This is a genomic window from Novosphingobium sp., from assembly GCF_039595395.1.
Taxonomy (GTDB): domain Bacteria; phylum Pseudomonadota; class Alphaproteobacteria; order Sphingomonadales; family Sphingomonadaceae; genus Novosphingobium.
In genome coordinates this window covers 483,396-503,478 of sequence record NZ_JBCNLP010000001.1, presented here as the reverse complement: position 1 = coordinate 503,478, position 20,083 = coordinate 483,396, and the positions used below count along the sequence as shown (strand labels likewise).

Here is a 20,083-nt window from a genome sequence, read left to right as displayed (position 1 = left end):
GCCGAACGTGAACCAGACCACCGCCCCCCGCCCCGCGCCCAAACGGCGCGGTTTCGCCTTTCAGATCGTCGCGGCGATTGCCGTGGGTCTGGCGCTGGGCCTGCTGGCGCGGGCGACGGGCGCCCATCCGGGCGACAAGAGCCATCCTTTGGCCATGGCGCTCAGTCTGGTGGGGTCGAGCTTTATCACTTTGCTGCGCGCCACCGTGGCGCCGCTGGTGTTCGCCGCCATCGTCGCCAGCGTGGCGCGGCTGGGCGAGCTGAACAATGCAGCGCGTCTGGCGGCGCAGACCTTCCTGTGGTTCGCCATCACCGCGCTGATTGCCGTGTCCATCGGCATCATTCTGGGCCTGACCCTGCAACCCGGCCTGCACAGCGGCGCCATCGCTGCCGATGCCGCCCAGCCGCATACGGTGGGCAGTTGGCTGGACTTTATCAAAGGCCTGATCCCCGCCAACATTCTGGGTCTGGCCGCCAGCACCAAGCTGGACGGCACCAGCGCCAGCACCGCTGTCGATTTCAACATCCTGCAGGTGGTGGTGATCGCTCTGGCCATCGGCAGCGCGGCACTGCATTCGGGTGAGGCCGGGCAGCGCTTCCTCGGCTGGACCAGCGACCTGCTGGTGGTGCTGCGCAAGCTGCTGGGCTGGGTGATCCGTCTGGCGCCCATCGGTACCGCCGCGCTGATCGGCAATGCGGTGGTGCAATATGGCTGGGACACGCTCTCGCGCCTCGGCCTGTTTGCGGGGGCGCTGTATCTGGGTCTCGCGCTGGTGGTGGGTGTGGTTTACCCCGGCCTGCTGGCGCTGCATGGTCTGTCGCCACGCCGGTTTTATGCCAAGGCATGGCCCGCGATGCAGTTGGCTTTTGTCTCGCGTTCCTCCGCCGCTGCCCTGCCGCTGGCCGAAGTCGCCGCCGAGGAGCTGGGCGTGCCGCGCGCCTATGCCTCCTTCGCCGTGCCGATTGCCTCGACCACCAAGATGGACGGCTGTGCGGCGGTCTATCCCGCCGTGGCCGCGATCTTTATCGCGCAGTTCTACGGCATCACGCTGGCGCCCTTGCAGTATGGGCTGATCGTGGCCGTCTCGGTGCTGGGTTCGGCGGCCACCGCCGGCGTCACCGGCGCGGTGGTGATGCTGACGCTGACCCTCTCCACGCTGGGCCTGCCGCTGGAGGGCGTGGGGCTGCTGCTGGCCATCGACCCAATCCTCGATATGGGCCGCACGGCGGTGAATGTGACCGGGCAGATCCTGATCCCCACCATCGTCGCCCGCCGCGAGGGTCTGCTCGACGAGGGCCGCTACAACGGCCAGCAGCTTGAGGATGCGCTGATCGCCTGATCCGCCAAAGAGGCATAGACAGCGATGTCAGGGCGGCTAATGTCGCCCGCATGCTTCGCTCCCCCCTGCGCGCCGCTCTGGCACTCGCCCTGTCCTGCTCCCCTCTGGCGCTGCATGCCGGGGAGCCCACACCGTCTGAAGCGGCTGACCCGATGGTCGGCACCGGGGGCGAAGGCCACACCTTCCCCGGCGCCAGCGCGCCCTTCGGCATGGTGCAGCTCTCGCCCGACACCGACACAGGCTGCGAGATCCGCGCCTGTTACGGCCATGCGGCGGGCTATCGTTACGACGATCCGACGATTCAGGGCTTTTCGCATACCCATTTCTCGGGCGCGGGCCATTCGGATCTGGGCGATCTTCTGGTGATGCCCCAGGCGGGCGAGGCCAAGCTCGATCCGGGTGATCCCAAGGTTCCCGGCTCGGGCTATCGCAGCCGCTTCTCGCACAGCACCGAAGTCGCGCACCCCGGCTATTACGCGGTGACTCTCGCCGACAGCAACATCCGCGCCGAGATGACCACCGGCACCCGCGTGGGCGTGCATCGCTACACCTTCCAGCCCGGCGCGCATGCGCGGCTGGTGATCGATCTGCGCTCCTCGCTCTACAACTATCCCGGCAAGGTGCTGTGGTCGGGCCTGCATCTGCATCCCGATGGCACGCTGACCGGCTTTCGCGAAACGCGTGGCTGGGCGCCGGGCCGCAAGCTGTTCTTCGCCATGCGCTTTTCCGCGCCGCTGGTGGGCCATGAGCTGATCGACCGCGACGCCAATGTGCCCTATCGCGGCTTCAAGGGACCGGGCCGTACCGCCGCCGACCTCTCCGAAAAGCTGGGCAAGGCACTGGAGGCCAGCCTCGATTTCGGCTCGCTGCAGGGCCCGCTGGAGGTGAAGGTCGCGCTGTCGGGCGTCGATGAGGCCGGGGCCATCGCCAACCTTGAAAGCGAGCAGGGCAATTTCGACGCCATCCGCGCCCAGACCGACACAGCATGGGCCAAGGCACTGGGTGCCGTGCAGATCGAGGCGCCGGAGGTCATGCGCCGCAACCTCTACACCGCGCTCTATCACAGCCTGCTCGCGCCCAGCGTGTGGAGCGATGTCGATGGCCGCTACCGTGGCCCGGACGATCAGGTGCATCAGGCCAAGGGCTTCACCTTCCGCTCGACCTTCTCGCTGTGGGACACGTTCCGCGCCGAGCACCCGCTGCTCACCCTGATCCAGCCCGAGCAGACCAGCGCCGATGTGGTCAATTCTCTGGTCGAAAGCCAGAAATACAGCCCCGACGGCATCCTGCCCGTCTGGCAGTTCGCGGGCCGCGAGACTTGGTGCATGATCGGCTATCACGCCGTCCCCGTGATCGCCGATGCCTACCTCAAGGGCATCAAGGGCTTCGACGCCAATGCCGCGCTCGACGCCATGGTCGCCAGCGCCACCCATGCGCAATATGGCGGTCTGGGCGACTATATGAAGCTGGGCTACGTCCCCATCGACCGCGAGCCGGAAGCCGCCTCGAAAACCGCCGAATATGCCTTCGACGACTGGACCATCGCCCAGATGGCCCGCAAGATGGGCCGCGCCGACATCGCCGCCACCTTCGAAAAGCGCGCCGGCTATTGGCGCAACAGCTTCGATGTGAAGACCGGCTGGCTGCGCGCCCGCAAGGCCGATGGCTCCTTCCGCACGCCCTTCGACCCCACCGCCATCAACTACGGCTCGGACTACACAGAGGGCAACGCCTGGCAATATAGCTGGTTCGCCCCGCAGGATCAGGCCGGGCTGTTCAAGATCCTTGGCGGTGACGCGAAAACCATCACCAAGCTCGACGCCATGTTCGATTTCGATAATTCGAAAGTGGATTACAGCCACGCCGAGGACATCGCCGGCCTCATCGGCCAGTACATCCATGGCAACGAACCCAGCCACCATGTCGCCTATCTCTACGCCTATGCCGGGGCGCCTTGGCGCACGCAGGCCCGCCTCAAGCAGATCGTGGAAAGCCAGTACAAGCCCACGCCCGAGGGCCTCGCGGGCAATGACGATCTGGGCCAGATGTCGGCATGGCTGGTGTTCACGGGGCTGGGCTTTTATCCCGTCGCGCCCGGCTCGAACCAGTATGTGATCGGGCGGCCCTTCGTCAGCCGCGCGGCGATCACCCTGCCCGATGGCAAGCAGTTCACCGTGGTGACCGATGGCCTGTCAGACGCGCATCCCTACGTGGGCAAGGTGACGCTGAACGGCCAGCCGCTGACCCGCAGCTATATCACGGACGCAGAAGTGCGGGCCGGTGGGGAGTTGCGGTTCACCATGCAGGCCCAGCCGAACAAAGCTTGGGGCGCTTCGGTAGGGGCTCGGCCTTTTTCGAGTTCTACAGCCAAGCAGTAAGAAGGAAGGTGCGAGGGGGTTACCCCCTCGCGCTCCCAGAACGTCTTCCGACGCGAGGGCAGTGGCGCCGAAATGACGCGCCCAGCCTCTCCACCAGCGCGATCTAAGGCGCCGCAGGCTTTAAATCTGCCAACTGCGCAAGGAATATTGCCTGCGGCGCGGCAAGCTGGGCACAAGGCCGAACCCGAAGCACCGAGGCAGACATTAAAGGGAGCGCGAGGGCGATGGCCCTCGCATTTCCTCTTCCTTACTTCCCTGAAAACCGCCCGAAATAACTATCCTTGTTCCACGCGGGCCGCGCCGCCGCATCCGCCACATGCCGCACCACCGCCGTAACGTAATCGGCAAAGGCGGCGGCCACCGGGCGGATCACCGGCTGGTTCGCGTCGTCACGCGGCGAGTGGTACACCCCCGCGCGCCATGCCTTTTCCACTTCTGCCTCGGGTGTATCGCGCTTGAAGCCCAGCTTCATGAACAGCGAGGGCACACCCGCGCGGATAAAGCTGTACTGGTCGCTGCGGATGAAGACGTTCCGGTCGGGGAAGGGATCGGGCACGATGGGCAGGCCCATTTTGGCCGACACCGCCGCAGCATCCTTGCCCAGCGAGCTTTCCTCGTAACCGATGGGCGTCACGCTGGTGAGCGGGAAAATCGGCAGCGGCATGTCGAAATTGATGTCTGCCACCAGAGACGCCTTGGGCACACTGGGCCGCATCGCGAAATAGCGCGAGCCGAGCAGGCCGCCTTCCTCTGCCGTGGGGAAGAGGAACAGCACGCTGCGGCGCGGGCGCTTTCCGGCTTTCAGATCACGCGCAATGGTCAGGGCGCTGGCGACGCCCACGCCATTGTCCAGCGCGCCGTTGTAGATCGCGTCGCCCTTCACCGGCTCGCCCACACCCAGCCCGTCGAGATGAGCCGAGACCACCACATTCTGCTTGCCCAGCGCCGGATCGCTGCCGGGCAGGCGGGCGACAATGTTGGCGCTGTGCAGCACCGTCTGGGAGGCGGCGATATGGGTGGAGAGCCGCGTCGCCAGATCGAAATGCGGCAGGGCGGCGGATTTGTCCGCCAACGCCGCCACCTCGGCAAAGCTGTGACCCGATCCGGCGAGCAGGGCCTCGCCCTTTTCGGGGTTCACCATCGCCGCGAGGAAGGGCGCCGCCACATCGCGCAGGCCATCGTCCTTGAGCATCAGCGATGGCCGGGCCGAGAGGCCGATCTGGCGCGCCCACGGGATTTCGGTCTGCTTGGGGGTGGAAATCTGGATCAGGCCGACAGCGCCCAGCTTCGCCAGAATGGTGGTGCGCTCGCTGCGGGCATTGGCCTTGCGCGCGCCGGAGACATTCTCCGGCCCGCCCGGCACCACCACCACGATCTTGCCCTTCACGTCGATCCCGGCAAAATCGTCATGGCCCGCATCGGGCATGGAGAGGCCATAGCCCGCGAAAACCAGCGGCGCGGTCAGATCGACCGGCATGGCATGCGCGCCACGGAAATAGATATCGTTGGGCACCGACAGCGGCATGGCGAGCGGAACGCCGCCCGTGCCACTGAGCAATTGCGCGCGGCTGGCGGCGGCGTCAAAACGCTGCGCCACCAGATCGACGGGCTGGTAAAATCCATTGGTGCCCGCCGGTTCCAGCCCGATGGCCTGCAATTGCTTCACCAGCCATGCGGCGGCGCGGTCATAGCCGGGCGATCCGGCGCCGCGCCCCTGATAGCTGTCGTCCGCCAGCTCCTTCACCACCGCCCACAGCGCGGTAACCTTGGGCGCCTCGCCGGGAGCCGGAGCGGCAGCGGGCGTGGAGGTCTGGGCGCCTGCCGCGCCGGCCAGCATCAAGCCGGCGAGCGCGAAGGTGGAATACAGGTGACGGCGCATGGAATCCCTTTCGTCTCAGTCCCGCCCAGCATGCACAGGGCGCCCCCTGGGCCAATGGCTCAAATACCCCAGCCCTGCCCAATGGCAGAAGTCCCCTATGCCTGCCCGCTCCGGTTCAGAACCCGCGCGAACAGATCCAGCATCCAGCCCGTGGTCTGCACAAACAGCGCAGGATCGTAGCGATAGCCTTCATCGCGCAGGAAGGCATGGGCGCCATTGACCTCATGCCATTCGTAACGCGCGCCGACCTCTTCCAGCCGCGCGCGGATCGCCTCGCGCCCGGCGAAGGGGACATGCGGGTCCTGCCGCCCCCAGACGAACAGCGTTTCCGCCTTCAGTTCAGCCAGCCGGGCCATCGTATCGTCATTCCTGCCCTCGCCCAGCGTGCCCGAATGGACATCGGTGGGGTAGAAGCAGGCGCTGGCCTGAACGCGCGGGTCCAGCGCCGCGCGCAGGGCCAGATGCCCGCCAAGGCAGACACCCACGGTGGCCAGTCGTCCGGTGCAGGCGGGATGCTCCTGCAGGAAATCCAGCACGGCGCGCGCATCGGCATCATAACCCGCGACCGGCTTGGTGAATTTCAGATCATTGCCCCGATCCGTGCCGGGCTGGTCATAGGCCAGCACCGTGCCGGGGGCCTCATACTCGTGATAGACCTCGGGCACCGCCACCACATAGCCATGGCCCGCGATAAAGGCCGCCAAGCGGCGGATGGGGGCAGTGACCTGATAGATCTCGGAATAGAGCACCACGCCGGGGAAGCGGCCTTCTCCGGCAGGGCGGAAGACATGGGTGCGCATCACGCCATCGGGCATGGGCAGGTCGGTCGGGTCGTCGTTGAGAAGGATCATTGGGGTGTTGTGGCGGGGTGTTGGGGTTTGGGCAAGAAGGTCTGAAGAGAAGATGCGAGGGGGTTACCCCCTCGCGCTCCCATAACGTCTTCCGGCGATAGGGTGGTGGTACCCCCGATCCTTGTGCGGGAACTCTCCACCTGCGCCACCTCGGGCGCCGCAGGCAGGAAGCCCCGGCGCCAACCCATGGTTTGAATGCCTGCGGCGCGGCGAACTAAGCGCCTTGGCCGAACCCGATGCGCAACGCAGACATTAAAGGGAGCGCGAGGGCGATGGCCCTCGCATTTCTCTTTTCTTCGAAACCCTTAAACCAGCATCGACCCGGTTTCGATAAACCGCTGATGCCAGCTCAGGGCCTCGCCGGGCAGGGACGGGCTCTGCAATCCATAAGACCCCTTCAGCGCCCGCGCATAATAATCCTCCAGCATGGGCCGGAACGTCGGGTGAGCGCAATTGGCGATGATCACCTGCGCCCGCTGGCGGGGCGACAGCCCGCGCAGATCCGCCAGCCCCTGCTCGGTGACGATCACCTGCACGTCCTGCGTGATATGGTCCACATGGCTGGCCTGGGGCACGATGGCGCTGATCTTGCCGCCCTTCGCGGTGCTGGGCGTCATAAAGATCGAGACATAGGCGTTGCGGGCGAAGTCTCCGCTGCCGCCGATGCCGTTCTGGATGCGGCTGCCCATGACGTGGGTGGAGTTGACGTTGCCGTAGATGTCGGCCTCGATCAGGCCATTCATGGCGATGCAGCCCAGGCGGCGGATCAGCTCGGGGTGGTTGCTGATTTCCTGCGGGCGCAGGATCATCTTGTCGCGGTAGCGGGCCATGTCCGCGTTCACCCGCGCCGCCGCCTCGGGGCTGAGCGAGAAGGCCGTGGCGGAGGCCATGCGCAGCTTGCCGGTGTCGAGCAGGTCGATCATGCCGTCCTGAATGACTTCGGTGAAGCTGGTCATGTTGGTGAAGGGGCTGTCGACCAGCCCGGAGAGCACCGCATTGGCGATGTTGCCCACGCCCGACTGCAGGGGCAGCAGATTGACCGGCATGCGGCCCACCTTCACCTCATGGGCGAAGAACTCCATCAGATGGGCGGCGATGGCATTGGCCGAGGCATCGGGCGCGCTGAAGGGCAGGTTGCGGTCGGGCGCGTCGGTTTCGACGATGGCCACCACCTTGGCGGGGTCGACGGTGAAATAGTTCGAGCCGATGCGGTCGTCCGCGCGCAGCAGGGGGATGGGCACGCGCTGCGGGGGAAGCTGGGTGCCGTAATAGATGTCGTGGATACCCTCCAGCGCGGGGGACTGCCAGCGGTTGACCTCAAGGATGACCTTGTCGGCGCGGTCCAGCCAGGTCTTGTTGTTGCCGACTGATGAGGACGGGATCAGCGAGCCATCGGGGTTGATCCCCGCCACCTCGACCAGAGCGACATCCAGCTTGCCCAGAAAACCCTGCCACGCCATCGGCGCGACCTGCGACAGGTGCATGTCGAAGTAATCCATCTTCCCGCTGTTGATCTTCTCGCGGGCGATGGGGTCGGAGTTGTAGGGCAGGCGAAACTCGATGCCGTCCACCTTGGCCAGCGCCGCATCCAGCTCCGGGCCGGTCGAGGCGCCGGTCCAGACGCGGACGCGGAAATCGTCTCCGGCGGCGTGGGCAGCCTCGATACGCTCGGCCAGGGCGATGGGCACGGCCTTGGGATAGCCCGAGCCGGTGAAGCCGCTCATCCCCACCGTGTCGCCGGGGCGGATCATGGCGGCGGCTTCTGCGGCGCTGGTCACTTTGGCACGCAGGGCGGAATTGGCGATACGGGTCACGAAACGGCCTCCTCAAGCGATCATCTTATGGGGTTAGCCCTGCGCCTCGGAAGCCGCGAAAACAAGCATGCCCCGGCCTAAAGTCCTGCCCGTTTATACCATCGTATAGGAGCCAGCGCGCGGGCAGTTTTCCTGGGGGCCCCTATGGCTTTTCAGGACCGGTCTGCTTTATGAACCGATCCACCTGTTCGGCCGATCTTCGGAGGTTCGATGCGCTTTCCCTTCACCCCGCTGGCCGCAAGCTGCCTGATGCTGGCTGGTCCCCTCTGCGCTCAGGAAGGTGCCCCGTCATCCTCCATGCCGCCCGCCGCGCCGGCCTGCACCGCGCCTGTGGCGCCCACTGGCGCTCTGGCGCCATGGAGCAACCCCGCATCGCTGACAGCTGGGGCCGATGGCGCACACGCCGCGCTGCTGAAGGCCGGGCAGGCGGCGCAGATCGCCCTGCTGCCCACGCCTGCCGTGACCTATCCGCTGCAGCCGGAAAAGCCGGGCGGCTCGGTCAGCCATGGCGGGGTGATGGCGCTGGAGGTGGCTCAGGCGGGCACCTATCGCATCGCGCTGTCCTCCGGGGCATGGCTCGATGTGGTGGGGGCCGATGGGGCGCAGCGCTCGGTGGCGCATGGGCACGGGCCGGAGTGCAGCGGCATCCGCAAGATGGTCGATTTCGCGCTGAAGCCGGGGCATTACACCGTGCAGGTCTCGGCCAATGGGCAGGATACGATCCGCGTGCTGGTCGCCGCCCTGCCGTGAAGCGCATGAGGTTGCTGGCGCTGGCCCTGCTGGCGCTGGGCACGACAGCGCTGGCCGGGCAGCATGGCGACAAGGCCGCGCGGGTCGAGCTGGGGCGCCGCCTGTTCTATGACGCCGACCTCTCGCGCGACGGCACCATGGCCTGCGCCACCTGCCATGAGCAGTTCCATGCCTTTGCCGATGGCAACCGCACCCATCCCGGCGTCACCGACGAGCCGGGGCGGCGCAATGTGCCGGGGCTGGGCAATGTGGGGCGTTTTTCGCCGCTGACTTGGGCCGATCCGCGCCAGACGACTCTGGCCGATCAGGTCTCGGTGCCGGTGCTGGGGACGCATCCGGTGGAGATGGGCATGGCGGGGCAGCAGGGCGAGATCGTCCGGCGCCTTGCGGCCAATCCCTGCTATCGGGCGCTGTTTGCGCGGGCCTTTCCGTCCGGCGACGGATCGGTGACCTATCCCCGTGTGGCGGAAGCTCTGGCCAGCTTCGAGGCGACGCTGACCTCCCGCGGCAGCCCCTATGACCGGGGTATGCTGTCTGCCCAGGCGCGCGCCGGGCAGAAGATCATCCGCCGCGATTGTGCCGGATGCCATGCCGGGCGCGATTTCACCGATCTGCGCTTCCATGCGCTGGAAGCACCCCAACCGCGCGACCTCGGCCTGTTCGAGATTACCGGCAAGGCAGCGGACAAGGGCGCCTTTCGCACGCCCTCGCTGCGCAATCTGGCGGTGACCGCGCCCTATTTCCACGATGGCGCCAGCCCCACGCTGGCCACCGCCATCGCCCGCCATGGGCTGCACTATGCTGCAAGCGATCAGGCCGCGATCGAGGCTTTTCTCACCGCGCTGACCGATCGGGGCTTTCTGACCAACGCGGCACTATCGCTGCCCAGACCGGGGGCCTGCCCCGTTACGAACAGGCCTTGAAGGCGCCCGCCTTGGTCACGCAGATGTCCACCTCGGTCACCGTGCCATTGCGGCTGTTCACGCGGATGCCCGCGGGCACCATGCCGGGGTTGGCGGCCAGAAAGGCGCGGGTGATCGCCGGAATGTCATTCCTGCGCAGAATGGCATTGGCGCGATAGGCCGCCGGAATGGTGACGGCGGCAACATCCTTGCTCGAAAGCTGGAAATAGCCATCGGGCGCTAGCCCCGAGCAGGTGCCATGCTTGGGCCACTCATGGTTGATCAGCGAGGGATCGGCATAGATCGGGCCCCATTGCTGCCGCTGCTGGGCAGTCAGGCCCGGCCCGCCGCAGTTGCTGGGATAGTCGCCGCCCTCCATCTGCGGCCACAAGCCGTGCAGCACAAAGCCCTTGGGCGCGCGGCATTCATCGGCGTGGCCGGTGGTGGTGGCGCAAAAGCCCGGCTCCCACGACAGGGCGAGCACGTAATAGTCGAAAGCCCCCGGCGCGCGCGGGCCAAGATCGCGGGCCTCAGCACCGCTGGCGCCAAGGCTCGCCAGAGCGGCCGAGAGGATCAGGCTGATCAGGGCCGCACCCTGCTTCTTGTTACGCATCATCTCTGGCATCTCCGCTGGCCGGGCCCTGTGGGCACTGTCGCTCCTGCGACCATAGAGCCCGGCGATATGGAGATTTCAAGACAAAGACGAGCGATCACAGGATCTCGTTGAACTCCAGCACATTGCGGTCCGGGTCGCGGATAAAGCAGACATTGCGACGGCCATGGCCCAGCTCGATCGGGCCTTCGGTGATGGCGATGCCCTCACGCTTCAGCCAGCCGACCAGATCAGCCATGCTCGGCACGATAAAGGCGGCATGGGTGTAGCCGGGGCGCTTGATGGGGGCATCCATCAGCACATTGCCCTCCGGCGCGGCTTCGCCGTTGAAGATCAGATGGATGCGCAGCCCGGTGGGATGGACCAGACCGCTGGCCCTGCCCTTCTCGGAAAACTCCTCGGGATCGCGGACGAAGCCCAGCTTAGCGTAAAAGGCCTCGGCGCGGGCGAGATCGGTGACCCGGATGCCCACATGATCGAAGGTGAGTGTGTCGAAAACCATGATTGCGCCCTCCTTCAGGCTTCAAGACCGGCGGGCGTCCGCGCGAAAGGGATAAAGCCGGGCAGTTGCTCGATCTGGCGCAGCCAGGCCAGCACGCGGGGGTAACCGGACAGGTCCACATTCCCCTCGGGCGCGCGCTCGATGTAGCTGTAGAGTGCAACGTCGGCGATGGTGGGCTGTGTGGTTCCGGCGATCCAGCGGCGGTCGGCCAGCACGCGTTCGATGACAGCCAGCGTGGCATGGGCGCGCTCGATCACCTCTTCGGGGCGAAAGGGCGCGGCGAACACCGTCACCAGCCGCGCGGCGCAGGCGCCATAGGCGATCTTGCCCGCCGCCACCGCCAGCCAGCGCTGCACCTCGGCCTCTGCAACCGGATCGACCGGCAGCCAGTGCGAGGGCCCAACCTTGCGCGCGACATAGACCAGAATCGCCAGCGAATCGGCGATGATGATGCCGTTGTCATCCAGCACCGGCACCTCGCCAAAGGCGTTGAGCGCGAGAAATTCGGGCTGCTTGTGCGCGCCTGCCGCCAGATCCACCGGCACGATCTCATGATCGACCCCGGCGAGCGACAGGAACAGGGCCGCGCGATGCGCATGGCCCGAAAGCGGAAAATGGTAGAGCTTCATGGCGTGTCCTTGCTGTGTGCTTGATGCCTGCCCCCATATCGTTCACCGCAGCGTGAATGATAATCGCCGATGATCGCACTTCATTCTTGCGATTTACGATGATAATGATGCTCCCGATGGAGCATCTCAAAGCCTTGCGCACATTCATCGCCGTGGCCGAGCATGCCAGCTTCGCCCAGGCGGCGCGGCGGCTGCATATGTCGCCCACCACCGTCACCCGCACCATCGCCGCGCTGGAGGCCGATCTGGGCGCCCCCCTGCTGACCCGCACCACGCGCAGCGTCCGCCTGACCGAGGAGGGCGCGATCTTCCTCGAACGCTGCCGCGCGGGCCTCGCCGAGATCGACGGCGCCTTCGAGGCGGTGCGCGGCAAGGCCCTTGCCCCGCGCGGCACGCTGACAGTCACCGCGCCGGTGATGTTCGGGCGGCTGCATATCCTGCCCATCGTCACCGAACTGATCCAGCGCCACCCCGGCCTCAATGTGCGGCTGCTGCTGCTCGACCGGGTGGTGCGTCTGGTCGAGGAGGGCGTGGATGTGGCGGTGCGCATCGCCGACCTGCCCGACAGCGCGCTGCATATGCGCAAGGTGGGCGAGGTGCGGCGCGTGCTCAGCGCCAGCCCGGCCTATCTGCGCGAGAAGGGCGAGCCGCGGGACATGGCCGATCTGCGCCATCACCAGTCGATCGTCGTTGAGGATGAGACCGGCACGCATCGCCAGTGGGAAACCGAGCATGGCCGCACCGGACGGGCGGTGGCGCGGCTGTCGGTCAACAGCGTTCAGGCCGGAATCGAGGCGGCGATTCAGGGGCTGGGGATCGTGGGCAGCCTGTCCTATCAGATCACCGAGCATCTCAAGGCCGGACGGCTGCAACAGGTGCTGAGCGATCACGCGGGGCCCGCGCTGCCAGTCTCGCTGCTGTTCCAGAGCGGGCGCCGCAACAGCCCCAACATCCGCGCCTTCACCGAGCTGGCGCAGGAACGCCTGCGGGGCGCGAGCCTGTGACAAACGCGCGCCTCACAGCGCATCACAAGGACTAACACCCGCTCCCCGGCGAAAGGTTTATCAAAGGGTCATACCCAACACCCACCGAAGGGAGATAGCCCATGTCGAACAAGCCCCTTGGCATCGCCGACCTGCCCCGCCGCGATTTTCTGCGCTTTGCCGGAATCGCCGCTGCCGCCACCACCACGCTGACCGCCGGAGCCCTGCCTGCCCGCGCCGCCGCCGCCGTGCCCGCGATCAAGCAGATCGACGCAGGCGTGCTGAACATCGGCTATCTGGAATACGGCCCCGCCTCGGGCGTCCCCGTGCTGCTGTTCCATGGCTGGCCCTATGACATCCACGCCTTCACCGAGGTCGCCCCGCTGCTGGCCGCCAAGGGCCACCGCGTGATCGTGCCGCATCTGCGCGGCCATGGCACCACGCTGTTCCGCTCGGCGGACACGATGCGCAACGCCCAGCAGGCCGCCATTGCCGCCGACGGCATCGCGCTGATGGACGCTCTGGGCATCGCCAAGGCCGTGGTCGCGGGCTTCGACTGGGGGGCGCGCACCGCCGACATCATGGCCGTCCTCTGGCCGGAGCGCTGCAAGGCGCTGGTCTCGGTCAGCGGCTATCTGATCGGCAGTCAGGCGGGCAACGCCAAGCCCCTGCCGCCTGCCGCCGAGCTGCAATGGTGGTATCAGTTCTACTTCGCCACCGAGCGCGGCCAGCTTGGCTATGCCGCCAACACCAAGGCATTCAACAAGCAGATCTGGCATCAGGCCTCGCCCGATTGGCATTTCGACGATGCCACCTACGACCTTTCGGCGCAGTCCTTCGTCAACCCCGACCATGTCGCCATCGTGATCCACAACTACCGCTGGCGCCTCGGCCTCGCCCAGGGCGAGAGCCAGTATGACGCCATCGAGGCCAAGCTGGCCGCCGCCCCGCCGGTGACCATCCCCGCCATCACCATGGAAGGCGACCGCAACGGGGCCCCTCACCCCGCCCCCGAGGCCTATCGCGCCAAGTTCACCGGCGCCTATGAGCATCGCACCATCACCGGCGGTATCGGCCACAACCTCCCTCAAGAAGCGCCGCAAGCCTTCGCCCAGGCCGTGCTGGACGTCAGCCGGAGGGGCGCATGATGCGCGCGGGCGCTCTGCTGGCGCTGTCCGCGCTGATCCTCGGGGCCTCCACCGTTTCCGCCGCAGGGCGGGAGCGGGTGGAGGCCTCCCCCGTTTACGGCGTGACCCTGCCCAAGGATTACCGCCACTGGACGCTCATCAGCGTGGCGCAGGAAAACGGCAAGAACAACGATATCCGCGCCATTCTGGGCAATGATATCGCCGTGAAAGCCTACCGCAGCGGCAAGCGGCCCTTCCCCGATGGGGCGGTGATCGTGCGTCTGGCATGGCGCTATGAGTCATCGCCGCGCAACGATGCGGTCTTCCCCGCGCCCCAGTCCTTTGTGGCGGGCGCGCCGACCAATGTTCAGGTCAGCGTGAAGGACTCCAAACGCTTCGCCGCCAGCGGAGGCTGGGGCTATGGCCAGTTCGAGAAAGGCGTGGCCAATCAGGATGTGAAGCTGATGCAGTCCTGCTTCACATGCCACAACAAGCTGGAGAAGAGCGAGGATCTGGTCTTCACCGCCTGGGCTCCGTGATGCGTTTGTGAGTTATGGGTTTAGACCCGGCAGCGCTTTGGCGTTGCCGGGTTTTTTACGTTTTGGAAGGCAAAGAGAAGGTGCGAGGGTGTTACACCCTCGCGCTCCCATTAATGTCTGCGTGGCGCATCGGGTTCGGCCTTATGCTAAGGTCGCTGCGCCGCAGGCAGGGAATTCGATGCCTGCGGCGCCTGAGGTGGTGCAGGTGGAGAGTTCAGGCGCACCATTTCGGCGCCACTGCCCTAGCGTCGGAAGACGTCATGGGAGCGCGAGGGGATAATCCCCTCGCATCTTCCTTCTTCCCCCTTCCCTCAAAACAAACCCAAGCCCGACAACGACTAAGCGTTGCCGGGCTTGAGCGTGAGGCGCCGGAGGGGGCGGGGCGTGCCCCCAGGGGGAGGGACGACGCCGGCGCCGCACATTCTGTCTGGATTATTGCGCCTTGGCGGCCTTTTCGATCAGGCCTGCGACCTCCATCGCGTGGGAGACCATGACCACATGCGAGGCCCCCTTCACCACCACCGTCTGGCGGGACTGGGCTCGCTCGGCCATGAAGGCCATGGCGGCGGGGGGGATGTTGCGGTCGGCATCGCCATAGATGAACCATGAGGGCGTATGCTTCCACGCCGGGGCGGTCTCGGGTTCGCCCAGAGCGGCTTCGGCGATGGGGCGTTGGCCAGCGGCCATCAGGCGGGCCGAGGCGAGGGGCACGTCGGCAGCGAATTGGGCGGGGAAGCGGTCCTGCTGGATGTAGAGGTCGTTGCCTCCGCTGGAGAGCTTTACCGGGGGTGCCAGCGTCGGGCCCAGCGTGCTGCCGGGGAACTTGCCAGTGAGGCCGATGGCACTCTCGCCCGCTTCGGGAGCGAAGGCGGCGACATAGACCAGCGCCTTCACGTTTTCCGCGCCCTCGGCGGCCTCGCTGATGACCGATCCGCCATAGGAATGGCCGACCAGCACCACGGGGCCGGAAACGCTTTTCACCACATCGGCGACGACATCGGCATCGGCGCGCACGCCGCGCAGATTGTCGGGGGCGGCGATGACCTTGTAGCCGTCATGCTCCAGCACGGCGATCACGCCGTTCCAGCTTGAACTGTCGGCGAAGGCGCCATGCACCAGAACCACGGTGGGCTTCACCGTCTGCGCCTGCGCGACGGAGGCCATCATCCCGGCGGCGAGCATCAGCCCGCCGCCCATCATCATCTTCTTCATGACCGTTCTCCCCGAAATCAGGCCAGCGTGACGATGGCGTCGATGTTGCCTTTGATCGCCTTGGAATAGGGGCAGGTGCGGTGGGCGGCCTCGATGATCTGGCGGGCCAGATCCTCGGCAAGGCCGGGGACATGCACCGTCAGGCGCGCGGCCAGCGAGAAACCGTCATCGCCGTGGCGCAGCTCGACCTCGGCATCGATGGCGAGGGTTTCGGGCAGGGTCACGCCCTTGGCCTTGGCGGCCAGCCCCATCGCGCCCTCGAAGCAGGCCGACCAGCCCGCGGCGAAAAGCTGCTCCGGGTTGGTGCCCGCGCCGGGGCCGCCGGGGGTGGACAGCTTGATGTCGAGGCGGCCGTCGCTGCTCTTGGCATGGCCCTCGCGGGCGCCGGTGACATGGACATTGGCGGTGTAGAGCGTCTTGGTATCGGACATGGGTGTTCTCCTGAAGATGGGGGTCAGCGCAGGGGGCGGAAAGCGGCACGCACTTCCTGTGCGAAGAGCGCGGGTTGTTCCCAGGCGGCGAAATGGCCGCCGTCAGTGGCTTCGTTGAAGTAGTAGAGGTTCTTGTAGCAGCGCTCGGCCCAGCTCTTGGGGGCGCGGAAGATCTCGCCAGGGAAGACGCTGACCGCGACGGGCATGTCGATGATGCCGCGCGCGTTGAAGTTGTTGGTATGGTCTTCCCAATAAATCCGCGCCGCCGAGGCACCGGTCTTGGTCAGCCAGTAGAGCGAGATATCATCGAGGATCGCGTCGCGGCCCAGCACCTTCTCGGGCTGACCGTTGCTATAGGTCCATTGCGCGATCTTCTCATACATCCACGCCGCCATGCCGACCGGCGAGTCCACCAGCGAATAGCCGATGGTCTGGGGCCGCGTGTTCATCATCGCGGCATAGGCGGAGTTGTCGCGGTAGAAGGCGGCGAGCTGGTCGAAAGCCCCACGCTCCTTGGGCGACAGATCGGCCGGGGCCGCATCGCCAGCGGCCAAAATATGGGCGATCTCGGCGGGCACCACGGCGGGCATGTTGAGGTGGATGCCCAGCAGCCCCGGCACATGCTGCAGGGCCATGCGCTGCGAAATCACCGAGCCGCAGTCGCCGCCCTGGCTGACGAAGCGGTCATACCCCAGCCGCAGCATCAGCGTGGACCACGCCCGGCCGATATGGTCCGAGCCCCAGCCGACAACCTTGGGCTTCTCCGAAAAGCCGAAGCCGGGAATCGAGGGGATCACCACATGGAAGGCGTCCTCCGCCTTGCCGCCATGGGCGACAGGATCAGTCAGCGGGCCGATCACCTTCATGAACTCCAGCACGGAGCCCGGCCAGCCATGGGTCAGGATCAGCGGCATGGCCTTCTCATGGCGCGAGCGGACATGGATGAAGTGAATGTCCAGCCCGTCGATCTGGGTCATGAACATCGGCAGGGCGTTGAGCTGCGCCTCCACCTTGCGCCAGTCATAGCCGCCCGCCCAATAGGCCATCAGCGGCTGCAGGATCTCGCGGCGCACGCCCTGGCTGTCGTCGGGGGCGGGCTCGGGATCGGCCCAGCGGGTGTCGGCAATGCGGCGCTTCATCGCGGTGATATCGGCCTGAGGGATCGCCACCTTGAAGGGGCGAATCTCGGTGCTGCCGGTGGCCCCGCTGGCCACCCCCGGCATGGCGCTCATGGCGCTGGCCAGAGAGGCGCCGATGGCAAACTGGCGCCGCGATATGGTGATCTCATTCCCCACTGTTCGTCTCCTCGATTGGATGACGCCAGCATAGGCAAGCGGCGGAAAGACGCCCGTTAGGTGGGGTGAGATGGTGTTAGCTGCGCATCATGCGCCTCTTGCCAACTAACACCACCACGCGCCGCCTAACGGGCGGATCGCGGCGGGCGGCCCTAGAATGCAGGCAGCACAGCCGAACTGCCCGGCTGCCTTCCCGGAGACACATGATGGCCAAACCCCGCTCGCTCAGCTTTCTTGCCACCGCGCTCATCACCGGCGGCATCATCACCGCCGCCTGCTGCGTCGAGGCGCTGACCCCGGCGATGGCCAGCCCGGTGCCGATCGGCGCCACGTCGCGCCCGATCAATGTGCTGGAGCATGCCGGGCCCTGGCTGACGGACGTTCCCGGTGGCGTTCAGGCGTTGCGCGGCAAGGTGGTGGTGGTCAATTTCTGGACCTATAGCTGCATCAACTCGCTGCGCGCCCTGCCCTATCTCAAGGCCTGGAACGAGCGCTACAAGGACAAGGGTCTGGTGGTGGTGGGCGTCCACGCCCCCGAATTCCAGTTCGAGCATGATGCCGCCAAAGCCCGCCTCGCCTTCCGCCAGCTGGGCGTGACCTATCCCAATCTGCAGGACAACAGCTATTCCACCTGGCAGCAATTCGCCAATGAGGGCTGGCCCAGCCTCTATTTCATCGACGCGCAGGGCCATATGCAGGGCTATCGCATCGGCGAAGGCCATTATGAGGAAAGCGAACAGCTGATCCGCAAGCTGCTAACTCAGGCCGGGCAGGATGTGTCGCATATCCCCACGCCCCCCGTCAGCGGCAAGGGAATCGAGGCCGAGGCCGACTGGGCGCAATTGGGCTCGCCCGAGGCCTATCTTGGCTATGACAAGGCCGAAGGCTTCCGCTCGCCGGGCGGCGCCGCGCGCAACCGGGGCAGGATCTATGAACCGGCCCCCGATCTGGAGCGCGGCACCTGGGATCTGACCGGGAGCTGGACCATCGGCTCGGAGTTCATCACGCCTGCCAGCGCGGGCGCCCTGCTGCGCTATCGCTTCCACGCCCGCGACGCGCATCTGGTGCTGGGCGGGGCCGCCGACGGCCAGCCGGTGCGCTTCCGGGTGACCATCGACGGCAAGGCCCCCGGCGCCAGCCATGGCAGCGATGTCGATGCCAATGGCTGGGGCACGCTGCGTGAGGACCGGCTCTACCAGCTTGTCCGCCAGAGCGGGGCGATCAGCGATCGCACCGTCTCGATCAGCTTCGAGAAGCCGGGCATCCGCGCCTATGTCTTCACGTTTGGGTGAAGGCTATCGGCGGGTGAAGGCGCTCAACCGGCAAAGGCGGTGGAGCGCGACAGCGCCTGCCACTGGTCGATCTCCGCGCGCATGGCGTCCAGCTTGGCATCGACCAGCGTCAGCGCATCCTCGCCAAGGAACAGGCGCACCGGCGGCTTGTCGGCGCTCACCAGAGCCAGCAGCGCCTGCGCCGCCTTGGCCGGGTCGCCGGGCTGATGGCCGCTCTTGCCCTGCCGGGCGGTGCGGATGGGGTCCATCACCGCGTCATAATCGGCGATGCTGCGCGGGGTGCGATCCATCGAGCGCCCCGCCCAATCGGTGCGGAACTGGCCCGGCGCCAGCGCGGTGACATGGATGCCCAGCCCGGCCAGTTCCTTGCCCAGCGATTCCGAAATGCCCTCCAGCGCGAACTTGCTGCCGCAATAGAAGGCGATACCCGGCATGGTGATAAAACCGCCCATCGAGGTGACATTGACGATATGCCCCGCGCGGCGCGCCCGCATGCCCGGCAGCACGGCCTGAATCATCGCCACCGGGCCATAGACATTGGCGGCGAACTGGCGCTGCAGATCGTCGAGCGAGGATTCTTCCAGCACGCCCTCATGGCCGTAACCGGCATTGTTCACCAGCACATCGATGGCGCCGACCTGCTGCTCGGCCTGCGCGACGGCGTGGGGAATGGCGGCGAAGTCTGTCACATCGAGGACCAGCGGATGGGCGTTGGCGGGGTGGAGCGCGGCGAAGGCCTCGGCATCTTCCAAGCGGCGCACGGTGCCGATCACGCGGTGCCCGGCCTCCAGCGCGGCCTGAGCGAAGGCCCGGCCCAGTCCCGAACTGACGCCGGTGATCAGGAAGGTCTTGGAATGGGGTGTGGACATGATCTAACTCCTGAAGGACACATCAATTATATCATGATATAGTTATTGCCATGAGCCTGGACAAGACCAAACCTGCAACACGCGGCGAGCCTGTCCGCCAGCGCGTGCTCGATGCCGCCGAAACGCTGCTGCGGCAGGGCAAGGCGGACTTTTCCATGCGCGACCTTGCCGCGCAGGCGCAGGTCAGCTTTGCCACGCCTTTCAACCATTTCGGCAGCAAGGCGGCGATCATGCAGGCGCTTTCCGCGCGGCGGATCGACGAGATGGAGGCACGCTACCGCGCCGCCTCCCCCGCCGGAGACGCGCGTGACCGCGTGCTGGCCGCCACCGCCATCGCGGCGGAGGTGATGCGGGAGGAAAGCGCGGTCAACCGCGTGGTGATGGGCTGGCTGGGCACCCCTGCGACAGTGCCCGGCCCTCTGGCGCATTCGGCGGCGCTCTGGGCATTGGCGCTGGGGGATGGCGACGGGCTGACGGTGGCGGGGCAGGATCAGGCGCTTGCCGCCCTGGCCCGCCAGCTCGCTTTCGGCTTTCGCGGTGTGCTGTCGTTCTGGACTGCGGGGGAATTGCCCGAAGCAGAGCTGGCGACTCAGGCCTGCGCGGTGGCCGCCGCGCTGCTGCGCGGCGGCACCGTGTAATCGGGAGAACAAGCCGTGGCGGCCCCCGAGAGAGCCGCCA

The 20,083-nt window shown here is 66.6% G+C and carries 19 protein-coding genes; 9 read left to right on the top strand and 10 right to left on the bottom strand.

What is annotated here, in order from left to right:
* Positions 1-7 precede the first annotated feature (7 nt).
* Both ABDW49_RS02430 and ABDW49_RS02425 read left to right on the top strand, forming a co-directional pair.
* Positions 8-1,339 carry a dicarboxylate/amino acid:cation symporter gene (locus tag ABDW49_RS02430; protein WP_343609471.1) on the top strand — a complete coding sequence of 444 codons (1,332 nt, stop codon included), beginning with the start codon at positions 8-10 and terminating at the stop codon, positions 1,337-1,339.
* A gap of 50 nt (positions 1,340-1,389) precedes the next feature.
* Positions 1,390-3,717 carry a GH92 family glycosyl hydrolase gene (locus ABDW49_RS02425; protein ID WP_343609470.1) on the top strand — a complete coding sequence of 776 codons (2,328 nt, stop codon included), beginning with the start codon at positions 1,390-1,392 and terminating at the stop codon, positions 3,715-3,717.
* A gap of 247 nt (positions 3,718-3,964) precedes the next feature.
* Here ABDW49_RS02425 and ABDW49_RS02420 read toward each other — a convergent pair whose 3' ends face one another.
* The 3 genes from ABDW49_RS02420 to ABDW49_RS02410 form a co-directional block, all read right to left on the bottom strand.
* Positions 3,965-5,596 (bottom strand): M28 family metallopeptidase, encoded by a 1,632-nt coding sequence (locus tag ABDW49_RS02420; RefSeq protein ID WP_343609468.1) that lies wholly within the window; start codon positions 5,594-5,596, stop codon positions 3,965-3,967.
* 95 nt (positions 5,597-5,691) lie between these two features.
* Positions 5,692-6,447 (bottom strand): dienelactone hydrolase family protein, encoded by a 756-nt coding sequence (locus ABDW49_RS02415; RefSeq protein WP_343609467.1) that lies wholly within the window; start codon positions 6,445-6,447, stop codon positions 5,692-5,694.
* A gap of 305 nt (positions 6,448-6,752) precedes the next feature.
* On the bottom strand, positions 6,753-8,261 hold the full coding sequence (locus tag ABDW49_RS02410) for an acetyl-CoA hydrolase/transferase family protein (RefSeq protein WP_343609466.1): 1,509 nt from the start codon (positions 8,259-8,261) through the stop codon (positions 6,753-6,755).
* A 210-nt stretch (positions 8,262-8,471) separates the two neighbouring features.
* Between ABDW49_RS02410 and ABDW49_RS02405 the strand changes: the two genes are divergently transcribed.
* Positions 8,472-9,011, top strand: coding sequence for a hypothetical protein (locus ABDW49_RS02405; RefSeq protein ID WP_343609464.1), 540 nt, complete (start codon positions 8,472-8,474; stop codon positions 9,009-9,011).
* A 5-nt stretch (positions 9,012-9,016) separates the two neighbouring features.
* Positions 9,017-9,934 carry a cytochrome c peroxidase gene (locus tag ABDW49_RS02400; protein ID WP_343609462.1) on the top strand — a complete coding sequence of 306 codons (918 nt, stop codon included), beginning with the start codon at positions 9,017-9,019 and terminating at the stop codon, positions 9,932-9,934.
* Here ABDW49_RS02400 and ABDW49_RS02395 read toward each other — a convergent pair.
* The 3 genes from ABDW49_RS02395 to ABDW49_RS02385 form a co-directional block, all read right to left on the bottom strand.
* Positions 9,918-10,529, bottom strand: a complete 612-nt coding sequence (locus ABDW49_RS02395; RefSeq protein WP_343609460.1) for a hypothetical protein — start codon at positions 10,527-10,529, stop codon at positions 9,918-9,920. The two genes, ABDW49_RS02400 and ABDW49_RS02395, sit on opposite strands and share 17 nt — an antisense overlap.
* A gap of 94 nt (positions 10,530-10,623) precedes the next feature.
* On the bottom strand, positions 10,624-11,028 hold the full coding sequence (locus ABDW49_RS02390; protein WP_343609458.1) for a VOC family protein: 405 nt from the start codon (positions 11,026-11,028) through the stop codon (positions 10,624-10,626).
* 14 nt (positions 11,029-11,042) lie between these two features.
* Positions 11,043-11,657: a glutathione S-transferase family protein gene (locus tag ABDW49_RS02385; protein ID WP_343609456.1), complete on the bottom strand. Its 615-nt coding sequence runs from the start codon at positions 11,655-11,657 to the stop codon at positions 11,043-11,045.
* 116 nt (positions 11,658-11,773) lie between these two features.
* Between ABDW49_RS02385 and ABDW49_RS02380 the strand changes: the two genes are divergently transcribed.
* From ABDW49_RS02380 to ABDW49_RS02370, 3 genes are all read left to right on the top strand, one after another.
* Positions 11,774-12,661: a LysR family transcriptional regulator gene (locus tag ABDW49_RS02380; protein WP_343609454.1), complete on the top strand. Its 888-nt coding sequence runs from the start codon at positions 11,774-11,776 to the stop codon at positions 12,659-12,661.
* Positions 12,662-12,762: 101 nt separating this feature from the next.
* Positions 12,763-13,788: an alpha/beta hydrolase gene (locus ABDW49_RS02375; protein ID WP_343609452.1), complete on the top strand. Its 1,026-nt coding sequence runs from the start codon at positions 12,763-12,765 to the stop codon at positions 13,786-13,788.
* Positions 13,785-14,306, top strand: coding sequence for a cytochrome P460 family protein (locus ABDW49_RS02370; RefSeq protein WP_343609449.1), 522 nt, complete (start codon positions 13,785-13,787; stop codon positions 14,304-14,306). The genes ABDW49_RS02375 and ABDW49_RS02370 overlap by 4 nt, the downstream gene beginning before the upstream one ends.
* A 432-nt stretch (positions 14,307-14,738) precedes the next feature.
* Here ABDW49_RS02370 and ABDW49_RS02365 read toward each other — a convergent pair whose 3' ends face one another.
* Genes ABDW49_RS02365 through ABDW49_RS02355 form a run of 3 tightly spaced genes read right to left on the bottom strand, consistent with a single transcriptional unit; the run spans position 14,739 to position 17,244 of the window.
* The gene (locus ABDW49_RS02365) at positions 14,739-15,518 is read right to left on the bottom strand and encodes an alpha/beta hydrolase (protein ID WP_343609447.1); all 780 of its coding nucleotides are present in this window, start codon (positions 15,516-15,518) and stop codon (positions 14,739-14,741) included.
* 17 nt (positions 15,519-15,535) lie between these two features.
* A complete protein-coding gene (locus ABDW49_RS02360) occupies positions 15,536-15,949 on the bottom strand; it encodes an organic hydroperoxide resistance protein (RefSeq protein ID WP_343609445.1) in 414 nt (137 codons plus the stop codon).
* 23 nt (positions 15,950-15,972) lie between these two features.
* Positions 15,973-17,244, bottom strand: a complete 1,272-nt coding sequence (locus ABDW49_RS02355) for an epoxide hydrolase (RefSeq protein WP_343609443.1) — start codon at positions 17,242-17,244, stop codon at positions 15,973-15,975.
* Positions 17,245-17,447: 203 nt separating this feature from the next.
* Here ABDW49_RS02355 and ABDW49_RS02350 point away from each other — a divergent pair, with 203 nt between their 5' ends.
* On the top strand, positions 17,448-18,536 hold the full coding sequence (locus ABDW49_RS02350) for a redoxin domain-containing protein (protein ID WP_343609442.1): 1,089 nt from the start codon (positions 17,448-17,450) through the stop codon (positions 18,534-18,536).
* Positions 18,537-18,559: 23 nt separating this feature from the next.
* On the opposite strand, the gene ABDW49_RS02345 is transcribed toward ABDW49_RS02350, so the two are convergent.
* On the bottom strand, positions 18,560-19,405 hold the full coding sequence (locus tag ABDW49_RS02345) for an oxidoreductase (RefSeq protein WP_343609441.1): 846 nt from the start codon (positions 19,403-19,405) through the stop codon (positions 18,560-18,562).
* A gap of 50 nt (positions 19,406-19,455) precedes the next feature.
* Here ABDW49_RS02345 and ABDW49_RS02340 point away from each other — a divergent pair, with 50 nt between their 5' ends.
* On the top strand, positions 19,456-20,043 hold the full coding sequence (locus tag ABDW49_RS02340; RefSeq protein ID WP_343609440.1) for a TetR/AcrR family transcriptional regulator: 588 nt from the start codon (positions 19,456-19,458) through the stop codon (positions 20,041-20,043).
* Positions 20,044-20,083 lie beyond the last annotated feature (40 nt).